Consider the following 18,408-nt stretch of genomic DNA (forward strand, 5'->3'; position numbering starts at 1 on the left):
GACTCCCTAAATGATAACCATTATCAAATAATTATTCAAGTTATCCGTCTATGAAACTGAAAATAAGCTTTGCGATAGTTGTCGTTTTTTGCTGGAAAGTCGATATATTCGAATAGTCGCCGATATATTTCGAGTTGCGCTGATATATTTGCAAAATCGCCGATATATTTCAAGTTGCGCTGATATATTCGGATAATCGCCGATATAAATTTCATTTACTAACTATCCTCCCCCCAAAAAACAAAAAAGGTACCACCACAAGGTGATACCTTTCCTTCTATTACATCGCTTCCGAATCCCACTCGTGCTCCTGCTCAACGAATACAATACCTAATTCGTGATGCCCACCAGCATATAATGCAGTTTGTGCAAGACGAAGCTCACCATTTGTATCTAATACTTCTAATTTACAAAATGCTCCTGTCGTCTTCGTTTGAAGCGCATCATAAAATTCCTCAGCGCTTTTTGGAATAACTCCATTTACTCTCGTAATAATTTCTCCAGGTAGTAATTTCAGCTCTGCTCCAATTGTATTTGGAATTGTATCTAGTACAACGAGCCCATCATTGCGTGCAGCAAAATATGCTGGTCTTGTTTCATCGGCAATTTTCTCTTGCATCGAGATTGTGAAACGCCCAAGCATTGCGACTCCCATCGCGATAATTGCAAGTACGTGCCACCAATAACTTGCGATTCCTAAAATGAGCACAAGTCCTGCTAATCCATAAACACGTCTTCCTGTAAATAATAAAGCTTCCGTCGGCTCATAACTTTTAATCTTTCTCATAAATCCAATTAAAAATGGAACGAGGAATAGAGAATATGTATTTGAACCGATTGAAACGACAGGCCACCATGAAATAAACTGCGTTACCGCATCACCCGGTACAAGAATAAAAATAGGAACGATCCATAAACGCTTTGATTCGTGTAAACCAATCTTTAATCCACGCTTCCCCTTCCTAATCCTCGGCGTCGAATATCCTACTGCGTTTTTAGAAATCAATAAGCCTTCTACAATAAGCATAACGCCTAGTAAAATAACAAGGGATACAATGGTACTCTCTTCACCTTCTCGAAGCTGTAAAAAGGAAACTGGTAGCTTAGAAGATAATAGAACACATACAATCGCAATGCTAAATGTATAAGCCGCCGATAAATATCGATACATAGCCGTTAATCCAAATAGTAACGTCCAAATTAAAATGGCCCATAAGCTCGCTTTAGAAACAACAAGTCCAAGCCCAATCGTAACAATAGATACTACTAATCCGTATCCAATCCCTGCAAATAGAGAGGTTCGCAGTTCAAACCAAATATCATAAACTTTAAAAGAAAAATCTTTTCGTTCTCTTAACATACGTAAGTATCCAACGAAGATACTACTTATTACAAATATATAGACAGCAGGGTGTAAGAAAAAACGTCCAACTGCCCGCATTATTTCAAAAATCCACGCCTCCATGAACTCATTCACCACCATTTATATCATTCTTTCTTTTTATATTATCATAACTAAACAAACGTTTGTTTAACACAAAAAAATACAGGCAGCAAACTGCCTGTATTTCTTCTTATTTTGCCATTAATTTTAATGCTGACTGTAATTGTAGATCATTTTCTCCAGAACGAATTTTTTCGATAATTTTAGTTTGAATCGCTTCAGCTGTCTTTTTATCAAGCTGTCCTGTCGCTTCCATCTCATTTGCATTTTGGAATGCTTTCAGAGCCGATTCTGTCTCTTTACTAAAGTATCCATCTTCACGACCTGGTACATACCCTAAGCTCTTAAGCATTTCTTGAGCATGTTTTACTTGTACATCATTTGAATTGTATGAAAGTGTTTTTTCAATTTGAATTGGTGTCGCATGATAATAATTTGGTTGCTTCACTTCTACTGTTGGCGCGATTCCTTTTTTATGAATCCAGTTCCCATCCGGTGTTAACCATTTAAACATCGTTAATTTAATGTTGCTGCCGTCTTTAAATGGAACAGCTTGCTGGACAGTACCTTTACCAAATGTCTTTTCACCAATTAAATCGTATCCTTCTCCTTCTTTTAGCGCACCCGCTAAAATCTCTGAAGCAGAAGCACTTCCATTATCAATTAATACTGAAATTGGATATGGTTTTCTCTCTTTCAGTTCCGTAGAGAATTTCTTCTTCTCACCATTTCGCTGCTCTACTTGTAGCATCGGCTTTTTATTCGTCATAATTTCCCCTAGTATATCTTCTACACTATTTAAATAGCCACCAGGATTACCACGCACGTCAATAACTAAGCCTTTTATATTTTTCTTCTCTAACTCTTTTAACTGATCCTTAAATTCTTTCGCTGTATTTTCAGCAAAAGAAGTGATTTGCATATAACCGATATCTTTTCCACTCTCTTGCTTCACAGAACTAAATACTGTAAAGATTGGAATCTTTTCACGCTTAATTTTAAATACGATCGGATCAGTTACTCCCGCACGTTTAATTTCAATTGCGACAGTCGTTCCCTTTTTACCACGAATTTTTAATACTGCTTCTTCACGTGATAAGTCTTTCACACTGTTTCCATCTACAGATAAAATTTGGTCATTCGGTTTAATTCCTATCTTTTCTGCTGGTGAACCTTTAATTGGCGATACGATAATAAGCTTACCGTCCGTCTTGTTCACCTCAGCCCCAATCCCCTCTAATTCGGGATCAAGCGATTCACTAAACTGTTTGGCTGTTTCTTTATCCATATACGTGGAATAAGGGTCCTTCAGCGTAGACAACATACCTTGTATTGCACCTTCAACTAACTTTTCATCTTTCACGTCTTCCACATAACGTGAATCAATTAGTGCATACGCCTCATTAATTTTTGCCAAATTCCCTTGCGCAGTGCTAGCATTCCCACTCGAAATTGTTTGCGTTACTTCTGATGGGTTAACCCCAAATACAGACATGCCTGCAAACATTCCGCCAGCACCAATTAAAAATGCAACAACCATTCCAATAATTGCAACTCTACGTTTCAATGCGGAATTCCCCTTTCCAAAACACACAGGTGGTGTAGCAAAAGGCATCACACAGTGTGTGATGCCTTTACCTATTTCTACTATATGATAAGCTTGTACGAATTATGTTTGCAACTTTTTATACTTTTAAGAAGCGACGAATTGACATTACACTTCCCCACATACCGATTAAAGCACCGATTAACACTAGTAAACCAGCTAATTGGAATACGAACGGACTGTATGGTAGAAGCTCGAAAATTGTTCCGCCAAGTTTTTCGTTAAACACACCTTGCAACGAATTATACGTAATTAGAATTAGGCCAATTGGAATAATTGATCCTAATACTCCTAAGAATAATCCCTCTAGCAAGAATGGCCAACGAATAAACCAGTTTGTTGCACCAACAAGTTTCATAATTTCAATTTCTGTACTACGAGCATAAATTGTAATTTTAATTGTATTAGAGATTAAGAACATCGCTGTGAATAAAAGACCAGCAATTAACGCAATCCCAATGTTACGACCAGTTTTTACAGTATCAAATAATCGTTCAACTTGCCCTTTTCCGTACTGAACATTACTAACAAACTGCATTTTTTCAACTTTCTTCGCGATTGTCGCTGTATCGGTTGGTTCTTTTGCTTTTACAATGAATACGTTTTTAAGTGGGTTATCTTGTTCAAATAACTCAAACGTTTTTCCACTATCACCTAAGCTTTTAATTAAACGTTTTAACTCTTCTTCTTTAGAAGAATATTTAATAGAATCTACTTTTGCAATCTTACTCATATCTTCTTCTAATTTCTTTTGATCCGCTTCTTTTGCAGCTGGATCAATGTGTACACGAATCTCTACATCTTGCTCTACTTTCGTCGCAAAATGGTTCATATTCATAATCGCTGTTAAAAAGACACCTACAAGTAATAATGTAACTGTTACTGCACTAACAGAAGCAAATGTCATCCATCCGTTACGTGATAGATTCTTTACACCTTCTCGCAAATGTCGACTAAGGGTCTTAGCCTTCATATCCGTATCCTCCCTCAATCTCATCTCGAACAATTTTTCCGCCTTCAATCGCGATTACACGATGACGGATTGTATTTACGATATCTGCATTATGCGTCGCCATAACGATCGTTGTGCCGCGCTCATTAATGCGAGTAAAAATATTCATAATATCAAGAGCTGTTTCAATATCTAAGTTACCTGTTGGCTCATCGGCAATTACAACCTTTGGTCTATTTACAATTGCTCTTGCAATAGCCACACGTTGTTGCTCCCCACCTGAAAGCTCACTTGGAAGTGCGTCTGCACGATCTTCAAGGCCTACAAGACCTAGAACTTCTGTTACACGCTCACGAATTGCATCCGGTTCTTCTTCAATTACTTCTAAAGCAAACGAAACATTCTCATATACCGTTAATTTAGGCAGCAATTTGAAATCTTGGAAAATTACACCTAATTGACGACGAAAATACGGAACGTCTCTTTCTGCCAATGTTTCGATAGTAAGTCCATTTACATTAATAGATCCTGTAGATGGTTTCTCTTCACGATACATCATTTTAATAAATGTAGATTTCCCGGCTCCACTCGGTCCAACTACGTATACGAATTCACCTTGTTTAATGTTAACTGTAAGACCAGCAATGGCTTTCATACCATTCGGGTACTCCTTATAAACATTCGTCATTTTTATCATTATTTATCACCCAATACTTAATGATTTTTTTCGAAATACTTTTCTGTACATCTGAAAATAAAAGACATCCTTCATTTTCATTTAGTCATCCTTGTTGAAGGTAGTTTACTTATGCTTTCTCATAAGCAATACCACTCTATGTAATATATTTCAGCAAAATTCTACAAACCCCATTGTAACATCAAACGGTTTCCAATTTGGATACATTTTTGTTACAGTTATGTTACATACCAGAAAAAAGGAAAACGAGCTGACTATATTATCAACTCGCCCATTTCACCTTTTTATTTATGTTCAGCTAACCATGCAGATACTTTTTTCGCATCTTCACCTTGAATAAGTCCTGGTGACATTGAACCACGGCCTTTTTTAATAATCTCTTCGATATCTGCAGCGTCGTACTTACCGCCTACTTTTCTTAAATCAGGTCCAGTTGCCCCTGATAAATCTGTTGCGTGACATCCCGCACAACTTCTTTGGAAAATTTGTTCTGCGCTGTCTGTGCTTGCAGACTGTTTCGAAGACTTACTCTCTTCTTTATTTCCGCATGCTCCTAAAGCAAAAACAACCGATGTCCCTAGCGCAATAGCCAACAATTTCTTTTTCACTTCTATCGCTCCCCATTGTTGATATTCTTTTTATTCCTAACACACTCATTTTCATTATAAGCATTATCTTTATATAGAAAAACTAAGGTGTATTTCATATTCCTCAAAAATACAGTGAGAACCTTGATAAAATAAAGCTTTCATAAGTTGTTTCAATTCTGTGAACAACTTAAAAAACTTCTATAAAGTATCCTTTTTAAAAGGAAAATTAGAAAAGTTCTATATAAATCTTTACCCTATTACCGCTCTATTTTACTATTCTCTACTTTTTACAAAACAATATACAGCATTGTAATCTACATATAATCCCATCAAAAAGAGAAGTTGTCGTTTCCAACTTCTCTTCCTCTTTACTTCATCTATAAAAATAGAATCAAATTCTTTATATCCTCTATTGTCCTCAGCATGCGCCAACAATTTCGTTGGCTTTTTTTCGCTTATTAGATACGAGAACGTAAGTAAGCATCAATAAATGGATCAATCTCTCCATCCATAACAGCTTGTACGTTACCAACCTCCGTATTTGTACGATGGTCTTTTACAAGAGAATACGGGTGGAATACGTAAGAACGGATTTGGCTACCCCATCCGATTTCTTTTTGCTCTCCGCGAATTTCATTTAATTCTGCTTGTTGCTCTTCTAGTTTCTTTTGATATAATTTCGCTTTTAACATTTTCATCGCATGCTCACGGTTTTTAATTTGAGAACGCTCCGACTGACATGTTACAACCGTATTTGTCGGTGTATGTGTAATACGAACTGCTGAATCTGTCGTATTTACGTGCTGCCCACCAGCTCCACTTGCTCGGTACGTATCAATTTTTAAGTCTTCTGTACGTACTTCGATTTCAACTTCATCATTGAACTCTGGTACAACTTCACAAGATACGAACGATGTATGACGGCGCCCTGAAGAATCGAATGGTGAAATACGTACAAGACGATGTACACCTTTCTCTGCTTTTAAGTAACCGTAAGCGTTATGACCTTTAATTAATAAAGTTACACTCTTAATACCAGCTTCATCACCTGGTAAATAATCAACCGTTTCTACTTTGAATCCGCGTTTTTCAGCCCAGCGTGTGTACATACGTAATAACATAGAACCCCAGTCTTGTGACTCAGTTCCACCTGCACCTGGATGTAATTCTAAAATCGCATTATTTTTATCATAAGGATCACTTAATAGTAACTGAAGCTCATACTCATTCATTTCTTGAATTAAGCCTTTTACTTCTGATTCTAATTCCTCATGTAAATCTTCATCATACTCTTCTTTTAAAAGCTCATGCGTGATTTCTAAATTTTCGAACGTCTCATCTAACTGACGGAACTTTCCAACCATATCTTTTAACGCATTCGCTTCATTAATTACAGCTTGTGCGCCTTGTTGGTCATCCCAAAATCCTGCGCCCATCATTTTTTCTTCTAATTCTGCAATTTGTTTCTCCTTAGTAGGGAGGTCAAAGAGACCCCCTAAAAGCCGCTAATCGCTTAGCCATTTTCTCTAATTCCTGTCTAATTTCTACTAATTCCATTTCCTTCACCTCTATGTAATTGCTATTACTTTCGTATGAAAACAAGGGAAACTCTCTCCACTTATTACGGAGAGAGTTTAATCCTTCTTAATTATACATTTTTGATATAAAAGTTTGCAAAACAGCCAAAGCTACCGTCCTATATTACTGAACGATACCACAGCAGTTTTTATATTTTTTACCGCTACCACATTTACATAAATCGTTGCGGCCCACTTGGTCACCTTTTACAACTGGCTTTTTCTTTGCTTCTTCGCCATCGCTAGAAGGATGAACAGCTTCACCTTGAACAACTTCTTGACGTTCTAAGTTTTGTTCAATTTCAGCTTTCATAATGTAACGAGAAATTTCCTCTTCAATAGAGGCAACCATTGACTCGAACATCGCGAATCCTTCCATTTGGTACTCACGAAGTGGATCGATTTGACCGTAAGCACGTAAATGAATACCTTCACGAAGGTGATCCATCGCATCAATATGCTCTGTCCATTTCGTATCTACAACGCGGAATACAACAACCTTCTCAAACTCACGCATTTGCTCTTCTGGCATAAGCTTTTCTTTTTCATTGTATCGCTCTATTAATTTCGCGATAATCGGTTCGCTCATTTCCTCAGGAGCAAGGCGACGTAATTCTTCTTCTTTTACATCTCCGTCTTGAAGAAGGTTTGTATTTAAGTAGTCAACAAGACCTTTAATGTTCCAATCTTCTTCAATTTCCTCTTGTGTATGAAGGGCAACAGCACGTTCTACTGTAGATTTCATCATACCTTCAATAATGCCGCGTAAGTTGTCAGACTCCATTACCTCTTGACGCTGTTTGTAAATAACTTCACGTTGTTGACGAAGTACATCATCATATTGCAGTAACTGCTTACGTGCATCATAGTTATTTCCTTCAACACGTTTTTGTGCAGATTCTACCGCACGAGAAACCATTTTACTTTCAATCGGCTGAGAATCATCCATACCAAGGCGGTCCATCATTGCTTTCATATTATCTGAACCAAATCGGCGCATTAATTCATCTTCCATCGATAAGTAGAACTGCGTAACACCAGGGTCCCCTTGACGACCAGCACGACCACGTAACTGATTATCAATACGACGACTTTCGTGACGCTCTGTACCGATAACTGCTAAACCAACGTTTTTCACATCGTCTCCAAGCTTAATATCTGTACCACGACCTGCCATGTTCGTCGCGATTGTTACAGCACCTTTCATACCAGCCTCTGCAATGATATCTGCTTCACGAGCATGGTTTTTCGCATTTAAGATGTTATGACGTACACCTTTACGCGTTAACATTTTTGAAATAAGCTCTGAAGTTTCAATTGCAACTGTACCTACAAGAACAGGTTGTCCTTTTTTATGACGATTTACAATATCCTCAACAACAGCATTGAACTTACCTTCCATTGATTTAAAGATTAAATCGGCACGATCATCACGAATAATCGGTTTGTTGGTCGGAATTACAATAACGTTCATATTGTAAATGTTACGGAATTCCTCTTCCTCTGTTTTCGCTGTACCAGTCATACCAGATAATTTTTCATACATACGGAAGTAGTTCTGGAATGTAATTGTTGCAAGCGTCATGCTTTCATTTTGAATTTCTACACCTTCTTTTGCTTCAATCGCTTGGTGTAATCCTTCGCTATAACGACGACCTTTCATAAGACGACCAGTGAATTGGTCTACAATTACGATTTCGCCTTCTTGTACAACATAATCTGTATCACGGTGCATAACAACGTGTGCACGAAGTCCCTGATTAATATGGTGAAGAAGTGCTACATGTTTTAAATCGAATAAGTTTTCAATATGGAAAGCTTTCTCTGCTTTCGTAATACCATCTTCTGTTAGCATTACATTTTTCGTTTTCACATCAAATGAATAATCTTTTTCATTTTCTAACGTACGAACAAATGCATTTGCAAACATGTATAGCTCTGTTGATTTTTGAGCTTGTCCTGAAATAATAAGCGGCGTACGTGCTTCATCGACTAAAATAGAATCGACTTCATCGATAATAGCAAAGTGAAGTGGACGTTGAACGCACTGCTCTTTATATAAAACCATGTTATCACGTAAGTAATCGAATCCAAGCTCATTATTTGTGCTATACGTAATATCAGCAGCATAAGCCTCTTGTTTCTCTTCGCGTGACATACTATTTAAGTTAATTCCTACCGTTAAGCCAAGGAACTCATGAAGTTGTCCCATTTCGCTCGCATCACGTTGTGCTAAATATTCATTGACTGTAACAACATGAACACCTTTTCCTGTTAAAGCATTTAAATATACAGGTAATGTAGATGTTAACGTTTTACCTTCACCCGTTTTCATCTCAGAAATATTCCCTTCATGTAAGGCAATACCACCCATTAACTGTACGCCATATGGACGCATTCCAAGAACACGAGTTGCCGCTTCGCGAACAACCGCGAAAGCTTCAGGTAGTAGATCATCTACTGTTTCACCTTTTGTTAGACGTTCTTTAAATTCAAGCGTCTTTCCTTTTAATTGTTCATCAGTTAGTGGCTTAATAGATGACTCTAATGCATCAATTTGCTCAACTGTTTTCTGCATACGTTTAATTTGGCGTTGATTTACATCAAACACCTTTTTTAAAATACCGATCATAGGAAATACGCTCCTCTTTTTATTAAAATAAAACTTCCGATTGTTTTTCTTTTTCTCTATTACAATCAGTCGTTATAAAAATCAAATGTATGTTATGCCAATTTTTCTCCTAATTAAAAAAACTAAAATGTATATACCTAATGATAATTGTAACACTTGTCTTATAACTATGACAACAATCGGCAAGATGTCGGGCCTTATATTCAAAAAAAGTTTTTATTTCATTTGTTACGTTCCTTTTCTCTGTCTCGCTATTTCAATTTCACGTTACAAATTTCGTATTCAATCTAAGTCATATTCTTTCAAGTTTCCTTTTAAAGAATATGACTACCAGAAATTCCTTAATAAAATCTAAATCAACAATTACAAAAAGCCGGAAACTTTGCAGGTGCAGCATCCATAGATACTTACACCTACAAAAAAACTCCGACTTTAAAAGATATTGTTATGTTGCAAGATCTACAAACACCATTAAAATATAGCTGTATCAATCATAAATTTTATTAATTTATCGGTATTTCTAATTCATGATATTTCCCTTTCTTATCCTTTATACAAGAAATGAATTTCACTTTAGTTGATTCATTTGAAAAGTTTTTATAATTTTTATAAGGGTCATCTCCTATAAAATAATTTGTCCCTATATACCCTCGTACTGTTTTACCAGCAGGTATTACAGGATCAAACTGATATTTTTTAGGTAATTCCATTGAATAAGGGATTAAATTATAAAACTCACCTATTTTAGAATAAAACATTGTATCGGAAATAGACTTATTACTAAGCAAGTTAATATCTCGATTTGTTGTATTTGTAATATCTAAAGGTAAAACATACGTCACTACTTCACGGTCTTCATAGGGATCATAAACTTTTGTAGGATCAAGAGGATTAAGTGCATGAAACGTAACTCCTTGCCCATCTTCAAAAGTTCTATTAGATAAAAACTCATCTTTTACCACTTTATAAGATTCATTATTAAGATTTAATGTTTTAAATCTTAATAAACTAGCAAATATACATAGCAACAGACATAATCCAATACTTATTAAGATATGTTTTCTCGTCACTCTTAATCTACCAACTTTCCATTATTAACATGTACAATACGATCTACCATTTCATTATCTAGAACATGCACATCATGACTGGCTACAACAATAGTCGTTCCCTTGGCTTTTTCTACTTTCAAAATATCTAAAACATCTTTTATCCCATCACTATCTAAAGCATTAGTTGGCTCGTCTAATAACAGTAATTTTGGTTGTTCCATTAAAGCTTGCGCTATCCCTAAACGTTGTTTCATACCTAAAGAGTATCTTTTATACTTTCTCTTATCTGTTTTATCAAGTCCAACCCTTTGAATAATATTATAAATCTCCTCATCGGAGATTTTATTGTTAATCGATGATAAAAATTTCAAATTCTGAAAACCAGTATACCCTGGAATAAAACTTGGATATTCAATCAATATTCCCATAGAATCAGGAAATTGCTTTTATTTTCCAATTATTTCATTATCTATATAAACAACTCCAGAATTCAAGCGCATTAACCCTGATATAGCGCGTAAAATCATCGTTTTACCAGAGCCATTATGCCCCTTCAAAACTAAAAATTCGCCTTTTTTTACTGACAAACTAATATTATCTAACACAATATTTCCTTTTAATCTTTTCGTCATACATTCACATTTAATATAATTGTCCATAAATTATTCACCTATCACATCTAGTTTTTTAAAACAAAAACTACCTAATAAAATCATTACAACAACAATTACTACTCCTATTAAAAGTAAATTATTATATTGAATAGATTGATTATTACCTAAAGTCAATTGAATTGAACTGTGATCAACAAAATACCAACGATTTGGCATAACAAAAGAGCCTAAAAAATAAATACTATGAAAGAAAATAGACAAAAATAGGTACAACAACATTAGTACAAAAACAATAGTTATCGGTATATAAAAAGTTAAAAACTCAAAAATCAAAGCTAATAAAAAGCTTATAATTATTTGAATTAGCATAGTACCTAATATCTTATAAGGAAATTGACTATATAAATTCAAAAAATTATACTCGCCTAAAGAAAGCAAATAGTAAGCGCTAAACCAAATAAAATACATACCAATCCAAATAATAATTATATAAAAAAACAAAGATAATATTTTCGTTAACCACAGAAAATGCTTCTTCTTAACACGAGGAAATAAATAAACACCATTCTGTTGAATATCTGAAAAAGCAAAATTCCCTACAAGCAACAAAGGAGTGATTTGAAAGAATATCCAATAAAAAGGGATAGAAAATCGCCCCTCCTTATAAAAATAAGATAAATCCACAAAGTCTACTCCATGAAAAAATCGATAAAAGGTAACATCTACTAATACAGATTCTTTACCATTACTAAGAGGCTGATTGTATAAAAAAGCAATTGCAATAATAGCGTAAATTAAGAATAAAAAAACCATTATCTTGATGGAATCTCGAAACCTTACATATAAATCTCTTTTTAACAAATAATATAAGATCATAATGTAAACTAGACCACCTCTGTCTCATCATTCATAGAAATATAACTTTTTTTAGATAAAATCCATACACTTATAAAAAAGATAAAAAAACAGCCAAATAAGCGTATAAATAAACCAGTAGCATCTTCAAAGACATTTATATAAAAAGCATTTGTAAATAAAAATCCATGTAATATAAATCTATCTAATAAAACAGCAGTAATCATACATATTATTACAAGTAAACTAGGTAAAAATAATTGCAATAAAGCACTTATCATACATATAAAAACACTCGCAAATAATTGAATGCAAAATAATAATGGATAATTTACATCAACACTAGTTACAGCCATCATAGTTGACATCAAAAACAACTGTAAAATCATACTCCCAGCAAAAAAGTAAACAAAAACGAATAATTTTAAATAATATATAGAAACTAATTTCAATGCATTATTCACTCTGTAAACAACATAAATACTAAAAAAGTTCGACATAGAATATACAGAAAAAACAATTGTTAAAGGAATAAATATAGTCGACAAATTATACAACGACATAACCTTATACAAAGCTTCCAATTCGTTCATTTGCTCTTTTATAATTCCGGTTTCAAAATAATTGAACAAACAACCAATGATACTGACATTAAGTAAAAAGAGAATACTTAACCAAACATATTTCATCCTTATAGTTTCTTTCATAACATTATAAAAGAACATGCTTCCTACTCCCCCGTAAATAAAGAACTACAGAACAAAACCAAATACATAACAGTACACTAAGAAAAATTTGTAATTCAAAAAAGCCAAAATCTTTAATTAAATAATCTTTAGGATTGAGAATCCCTTTTCCAATACCAAGCCAAAAAATATGTAAAATAAATGGAACTAAATAAATAAAATAAACTCGTTTTATAAAAAACGAAACTGATAAAGCTAAACTCGAAAAAACCGCACCGTATAAACCATTTAAAAATACATACATTAGAAAATATAAAGTAGGGTACTTATAATAAACTATATGAAATTGAGCTGTTGGCGAAACAGTAGAAGCCATATAATTTAATATTGGATGCGGAGCAACTGTTGGATAAGTCATCACATATAAATAAAAATTAAATAGTAAAGGGACACTTATAATAAAAAAAGATACAATAAAATTAATAAAATAAAGCAGCTTAAAATAATAACATGTTCCCATCTTAGAAATAACAGGATAAATAAATCCATAATTTTTATCAATTCTATAAATCCCTGCTACAGCCATTGCGGAAAGCATAGGAAATATAAGTAAATAAAACTCACTATAAAACGATAATCTATTAAAATATAAAATATTAGATAAATATGGGGATACCTTTATAATCCCAGCATCGTTAAATCCTTTAGTTGTCACAAACATAGCAATATATTGAGCAATAACAATTACTAACATAATAAATAAAGACAACCAAAACATCCTACCTTTTAAAATCCTTCCTAAAAAGTAACTCATCTATAGCTCCTCCATAAACCATTAAATTTAAATCTTTTTTAATATGAACAATTGATCCGCAACACCATAACATTTCTTTTCTTTATTTAACCAAATGTAACGAAAAGAAACATTTGCTCTCTCTCCTTCAAATTTAGGAAACTCAACTTCATACTGATAAACATCATTTGTGCCTTTTCTTTTTACACTCTTAACTTCTTGTTTCCACTGAATTACTTCTCCATCAGTTTGTTCAATCCGTCCCAAGAGATACGTTGGTTTTTTCTTATTCGTAACACCCGTCAAAAAAACATAATAATTTTCTGGTATAACTCCTAATTTCAATTTTTTATTTGAAAGCTTATCCTCTATTAAACTATCATTTTTTTCTATTTGTCCTTGAAAGAAATCATCACCATTTTCACTTTCCAAAAACACTTGTTCAAAAATAGTATTTTTGTTAATTCCTTTTAATTCAATACTTTTCAAATTATCTTTTTCCGTTAAAGTATCTTCAATATGTACAATAGGTTCATCTACTTTCTTTTGACAAGAAACTAAGAAACTAATACTCAATATAAAAAAACAAACTAAAATATTTTTTGAAATAAACCTCATTACAGCTCCTCCTATTTTAAAAATGAAATAACAGGAAAAGTCGTATAATCCGGATTTGAAACTATACGACTTTTTCTAGCACTATAAAATAAATAATTTCAATTTATAATTTCTAAATCAATATTCAATGTAAGGTCCACTAGGTCTTACACTATCAGGACTCCAAGCAGTAGGATAAGCATTATTTTCTCTAGAATAACCACCAAATCTCACAGGCACATTTTTCCCATGGTTTTCATATGCATAATTTTGAAAAAGATATGTTCTACCTGGTATCACTGTTCCTTCATGCTTACCTGAAACATTTACCCATTTTCTATCTTCTGCATTTTTATTTTTATCTGCTTCTGTCCAAACATTGAAAGAACCTCCGCCCTTCTCACTGCTCTTCACACGCATATACATAGAGGTAGGCGTCTCTTTAGGACGTGCATTAGTATAATCATATGGACTCCAAAGTCTAAAGGTAAAATTCACATGGTCATCCCTTGTACTAGCCTTAGCCGGTTCGGTTAAAGCGAAAGTACTAGCTAAAATACCTAACGATAAAACAGATCCAAACATAAAACGACTTTTTTTCTTAATGCTCACTAAAAGCACCTCCGATAATTTGTAGCATTATATTGATTGTATTTTTCCACTGAATGAATAAAATCAATATAATACAATATTATGGTAACAACACCTCAACACACCTTCAATGGATTTCAGAATATTTAATATTACTTTTACACTTGCGAACATTTCGTTAAATTTTTAAAAACAATACTATATCCCTAGCAAAGAATTACTTGTAAAGTTAGCTACATTCCTATGCTTGTTCCAAATAATAAAGAGTAACTCACCTCTCTAAGTTTCGAATTTTCTCCTGCTGTTTTGAGGAAATACCGCCTAAAAATCACTTCTTAATGAAATCGGCTACTTATAAAACTTTTTTAGCCTTGCTGCGAAAAATACAAAAAAAGCGCAGCCATTTCGGCTGCGCTTTCGAATTATTATTTAGTTTCGATTAAACCGTATTTCCCATCTTTACGGCCATATACAACATTAGTTTCGTTTGTATCAGCATTTGTGAAGACGAAGAAATTATGTCCTAGCATATCCATTTGTAGGATTGCCTCTTCAACGTCCATCGGTTTTAAATCGAATCGTTTTGTACGTACAAGTTCTAATTCATCTTCTTCTACCTCATCCAAAACAGCTACTGCTTCTGGAAGGATAAAGTTCGTTTTCATAGAACCTTTCTCACGTAACTTACGATTGACTTTTGTTTTATGTTTACGAATTTGTCGCTCAATTTTATCAACTACTAAATCGATAGCAGCGTACATATCGCTATTAGTTTCTTCTGCACGAAGTAATAAATCAGTAAATGGTATTGTTACTTCGACACGTTGCTTGTCAGAGTATACTTTTAAATTAACTTTAATCTCTGGGAATGTATCAAAATAACGCTCTAACTTACTTAGTTTTTTCTCTACATATTCCTTTAATGCTGGAGTTACTTCAATATTTTCACCACGAATGTTGAATTTCATAGATGAATTCCTCCTTTCAAGCCTATGTATTATAATTTCGACATTGGCTTAAAAACTCCTTCTAACTTTTTTAAAAAAATTAGTGGAATTGCGATTTTTTTATCGTTTTTTGTTGAAATGAAAAGATGCATCGTTTCTATCTTTATTTTATCCTATTAACATCGTGAATAACGAATATTTCTGTGGACAATTCGTTACAGAAAAGAAACAACTTTTTGACAACTTATCCTATAACAAAAACCCCTTGCGAAAAACAAGAGGTTCTACTATATATAACGTTGCCACAAATGCAGCTTTCTCTTCCAAAAACAATATACCCTACAGTTTCACAACATTAGCTGCTTGTGGTCCACGTGCTCCATCTACAATGTCAAACTCTACTTGTTGCCCTTCTTCTAATGACTTATATCCATCTTGTTGAATAGCAGAAAAATGGACAAATACATCGTCACCATCTTCACGCTCAATAAACCCAAATCCCTTTTCTGCATTGAACCATTTCACTCTTCCTTGCATGTTCATTCCATTCCCTTCACTCTAAAAATCAGGGCATTCGCCCCATATTTTGACTATAACGAATGACAACATATGAAGTCAAAGAAGACTTATCGCCTTTTTATTATCCCTTTCGACACTTCCATATTAACTTCTACAAAGTGTCAAACTAGATACTTCCCTTGCCCCTCTTTCATATAACAAACTTCCGATTTGCCTAACTGTAATCCCTGTCGTATACACGTCATCAACGAGTAAAATATGTTGCCCAGAAAACATCTCTTCTCCCTGAAAATAAAAAGGATTGCTTCCTGACACCCTTTCTTTACGTGTCTTCTTACTTTGCTTTTCTGTTTCCCTTCTTCTTAATGATGGATAAGAAATTTTGACAGGCAAACAAGTTGCTAATAACTCAGCTTGATTAAAACCACGTTCAATTTCCCTTTCCTTACTAAGCGGAACAGCGATAACGGTTGAAACATTGGCAAAATACTTTTGAAATAAACTTCGAAAAGGACGATAAAAAATGTGCACTAACTCTGCATCCCCCCGAAACTTAAACTGTGCTACTATTTCTTTCATCTCATCATCATACATATATAACGAACGGTTTTTAAAAGAACGATACTTCTCCTCTTTCGTCCACCTTATACAATCTATACAAATACCGTCTTCTTGAAATGAGGCAGGAACAAATTCTAAAGGTCGCCCGCACTCCATGCAAATTTCTCCTATAATATAGGAAAGTTTCTGCTCACATCTATCACATATATATTTTCTATGACACTTTACAAAAAAAGTGTACCAACTAATCTTTTCTACAAAACACTCATCACAAAGTAAACAATGCATTAATCGATCAATCCTTGTTCTTTCGCATTTTTATTCATACCTTGAATATGTTTTTTCGCGCGCACCATCGCCTCTGTCTTGCCATAGTGAAAATAAATGACCTCTCCATACGGTGCTTCAAAGCTCCGCCCTGCTCGGCCCGCAATTTGTACGAGCGCACTTTCTGAAAATATTTCTTCTTCCGCCCCTAAAACTGCGACTTGCAAATTTTTCACCGTTACGCCTCGCTCTAAAATTGTCGTTGTAACTAATAATGGGATTTCTCCCTTTCTGAAAGCCGCTACTTTTTCTTTTCTCTCCGGATCTTCTGCATGTACACCTTCAATTCGATTGTTTAATGGTTTTAACAACAAGCTTATTTCTTCTATATATCGCACATGGGGGACGAATAAAAAAATAGGGAATTTTTTATTTAAGTATGTTTGTAACCACTGTAGTAAAACTCGAGGAATTCTTTTATGAATGAGGTTTTTTTTCCAATTCCCGCACCAACAAAATAAAGGAACTGGCAAAGGATGACGATGATATCGTCCAGAAACAATAACACCTTTTTGTTTACCTTGTTTAAGTTTTCGCTTCCATGTTTCATCTGGAGTCGCAGTTAAATAAATACGCGCCTCTTTTTCTTTCATCGCTTGTTTTACCGCGTACTGTAACATTTGATCTGCACAATATGGAAAAGCATCTATCTCATCTACAACCATGACATGAAACGCCCTATAATAACGTAATAATTGATGCGTAGTCGCAACGACTAGTACTGCATCTTTTTCTTTATCCACACTCCCTCCATATAAAGCCGCTACCTGTATATATGGAAATACTTCTTGCAATCTCGGTGCTAATTCCAGAACAACATCCGTTCTCGGCGTTGCGATACAAACTCTTTCTCCTTTTTGAAGCGCTTCGTTAATTCCGTAAAACAACATCTCTGTTTTCCCAGCCCCGCATACAGCCCAAATAAAAAATGATTCTTTTTGCTTAATAGCCTCTATAACTCCTTGCGCCGCCAAATTCTGGCCAGTAGACAACGTCCCGTTCCACTGTAACAAATTTGAATTCTTTTCTCTCTTTCTTTCAGCAATCCCGCGAACAAGTACAGCACATTCACTTACTCTCCCCATCGTTATACACTTCCGGCAATATGTGCACACTTTACTGCACCTTTTACATAAAAACGATGCAAATAGCCGCCGATCTACATTTCCACAGCGTTGGCACATATATTTAGAATTCTTCTTTTTTACACCTTGTACACATACGATCTCTCCCTTCTTTTTCAAATCGTTTAATTCCCTCTGTAAATCTGAAGAAAGTTCTTCTAATAGCAACTGTTTCCCCGATAGCATCAACAATCACCTCCAGCACTACTATAAACCTTTCTCATCATCTCGTAAAAACTCAAAA

Annotated in this window: 17 protein-coding genes and 1 pseudogene; all 18 read right to left on the minus strand. The window is 34.4% G+C overall.

All coding sequences use genetic code 11. The features are described 5' to 3' along the window. Positions 1–280: 280 nt before the first annotated feature. Positions 281–1,465, minus strand: a complete 1,185-nt coding sequence (locus tag MHB52_RS26540; RefSeq protein WP_061664406.1) for a PDZ domain-containing protein — start codon at positions 1,463–1,465, stop codon at positions 281–283. A gap of 109 nt (positions 1,466–1,574) precedes the next feature. Continuing rightward, positions 1,575–3,011, minus strand: coding sequence for a S41 family peptidase (locus MHB52_RS26545; protein ID WP_000830313.1), 1,437 nt, complete (start codon positions 3,009–3,011; stop codon positions 1,575–1,577). 118 nt (positions 3,012–3,129) lie between these two features. Beyond that, positions 3,130–4,023, minus strand: coding sequence for a permease-like cell division protein FtsX (gene ftsX / locus MHB52_RS26550; RefSeq protein ID WP_000645025.1), 894 nt, complete (start codon positions 4,021–4,023; stop codon positions 3,130–3,132). Continuing rightward, positions 4,013–4,699, minus strand: a complete 687-nt coding sequence (ftsE, locus tag MHB52_RS26555) for a cell division ATP-binding protein FtsE (protein WP_000594321.1) — start codon at positions 4,697–4,699, stop codon at positions 4,013–4,015. Before ftsE ends, ftsX begins: the two co-directional genes overlap by 11 nt. Before the next feature lie 284 nt (positions 4,700–4,983). Continuing rightward, entirely contained in the window at positions 4,984–5,307 is a 324-nt protein-coding gene (cccB, locus tag MHB52_RS26560) for a cytochrome c551 (protein ID WP_000727970.1), read from the minus strand. A gap of 440 nt (positions 5,308–5,747) precedes the next feature. Then, positions 5,748–6,846, minus strand: a protein-coding gene (gene prfB / locus MHB52_RS26565) for a peptide chain release factor 2 (RefSeq protein WP_154698677.1) whose coding sequence is annotated in 2 segments (ribosomal slippage) — positions 5,748–6,773 and positions 6,775–6,846 — 1,098 coding nt in all. Because the reading frame shifts where the segments join, the coding sequence is not laid out codon by codon here. Between the two features lie 144 nt (positions 6,847–6,990). Continuing rightward, the gene (gene secA, locus MHB52_RS26570) at positions 6,991–9,498 is read right to left on the minus strand and encodes a preprotein translocase subunit SecA (protein WP_000579387.1); all 2,508 of its coding nucleotides are present in this window, start codon (positions 9,496–9,498) and stop codon (positions 6,991–6,993) included. A gap of 503 nt (positions 9,499–10,001) precedes the next feature. Further along, on the minus strand, positions 10,002–10,529 hold the full coding sequence (locus MHB52_RS26575; RefSeq protein ID WP_033668381.1) for a hypothetical protein: 528 nt from the start codon (positions 10,527–10,529) through the stop codon (positions 10,002–10,004). Between the two features lie 41 nt (positions 10,530–10,570). Then, positions 10,571–11,209: pseudogene (locus MHB52_RS26580) on the minus strand (ATP-binding cassette domain-containing protein). Between the two features lie 3 nt (positions 11,210–11,212). Next, complete coding sequence (locus MHB52_RS26585) at positions 11,213–11,977, minus strand: hypothetical protein (RefSeq protein WP_061664422.1); 765 nt, start codon at positions 11,975–11,977, stop codon at positions 11,213–11,215. A 71-nt stretch (positions 11,978–12,048) separates the two neighbouring features. Further along, positions 12,049–12,744: a hypothetical protein gene (locus MHB52_RS26590; RefSeq protein ID WP_000466507.1), complete on the minus strand. Its 696-nt coding sequence runs from the start codon at positions 12,742–12,744 to the stop codon at positions 12,049–12,051. Then, entirely contained in the window at positions 12,731–13,519 is a 789-nt protein-coding gene (locus MHB52_RS26595; RefSeq protein WP_000120044.1) for a hypothetical protein, read from the minus strand. Before MHB52_RS26595 ends, MHB52_RS26590 begins: the two co-directional genes overlap by 14 nt. A gap of 27 nt (positions 13,520–13,546) precedes the next feature. Beyond that, a complete protein-coding gene (locus MHB52_RS26600) occupies positions 13,547–14,116 on the minus strand; it encodes a hypothetical protein (RefSeq protein ID WP_061664408.1) in 570 nt (189 codons plus the stop codon). A 117-nt stretch (positions 14,117–14,233) separates the two neighbouring features. Beyond that, the gene (locus MHB52_RS26605; RefSeq protein ID WP_000023377.1) at positions 14,234–14,707 is read right to left on the minus strand and encodes a hypothetical protein; all 474 of its coding nucleotides are present in this window, start codon (positions 14,705–14,707) and stop codon (positions 14,234–14,236) included. A 404-nt stretch (positions 14,708–15,111) separates the two neighbouring features. Continuing rightward, complete coding sequence (gene hpf, locus MHB52_RS26610; protein WP_000671186.1) at positions 15,112–15,654, minus strand: ribosome hibernation-promoting factor, HPF/YfiA family; 543 nt, start codon at positions 15,652–15,654, stop codon at positions 15,112–15,114. Positions 15,655–15,972: 318 nt separating this feature from the next. After that, positions 15,973–16,170 carry a cold shock protein CspC gene (gene cspC, locus MHB52_RS26615; RefSeq protein WP_001990088.1) on the minus strand — a complete coding sequence of 66 codons (198 nt, stop codon included), beginning with the start codon at positions 16,168–16,170 and terminating at the stop codon, positions 15,973–15,975. Positions 16,171–16,296: 126 nt separating this feature from the next. Continuing rightward, on the minus strand, positions 16,297–17,001 hold the full coding sequence (locus MHB52_RS26620) for a ComF family protein (RefSeq protein ID WP_033683590.1): 705 nt from the start codon (positions 16,999–17,001) through the stop codon (positions 16,297–16,299). Then, positions 17,001–18,350 carry an ATP-dependent helicase ComFA gene (comFA, locus tag MHB52_RS26625; RefSeq protein ID WP_016118896.1) on the minus strand — a complete coding sequence of 450 codons (1,350 nt, stop codon included), beginning with the start codon at positions 18,348–18,350 and terminating at the stop codon, positions 17,001–17,003. The genes MHB52_RS26620 and comFA overlap by 1 nt, the downstream gene beginning before the upstream one ends. Positions 18,351–18,408: the final 58 nt, after the last annotated feature.

Origin of the sequence: Bacillus sp. FSL K6-0073 (assembly GCF_038006085.1) — a bacterium.
In the GTDB taxonomy this organism is placed as follows: Bacteria; Bacillota; Bacilli; order Bacillales; family Bacillaceae_G; genus Bacillus_A; species Bacillus_A cereus.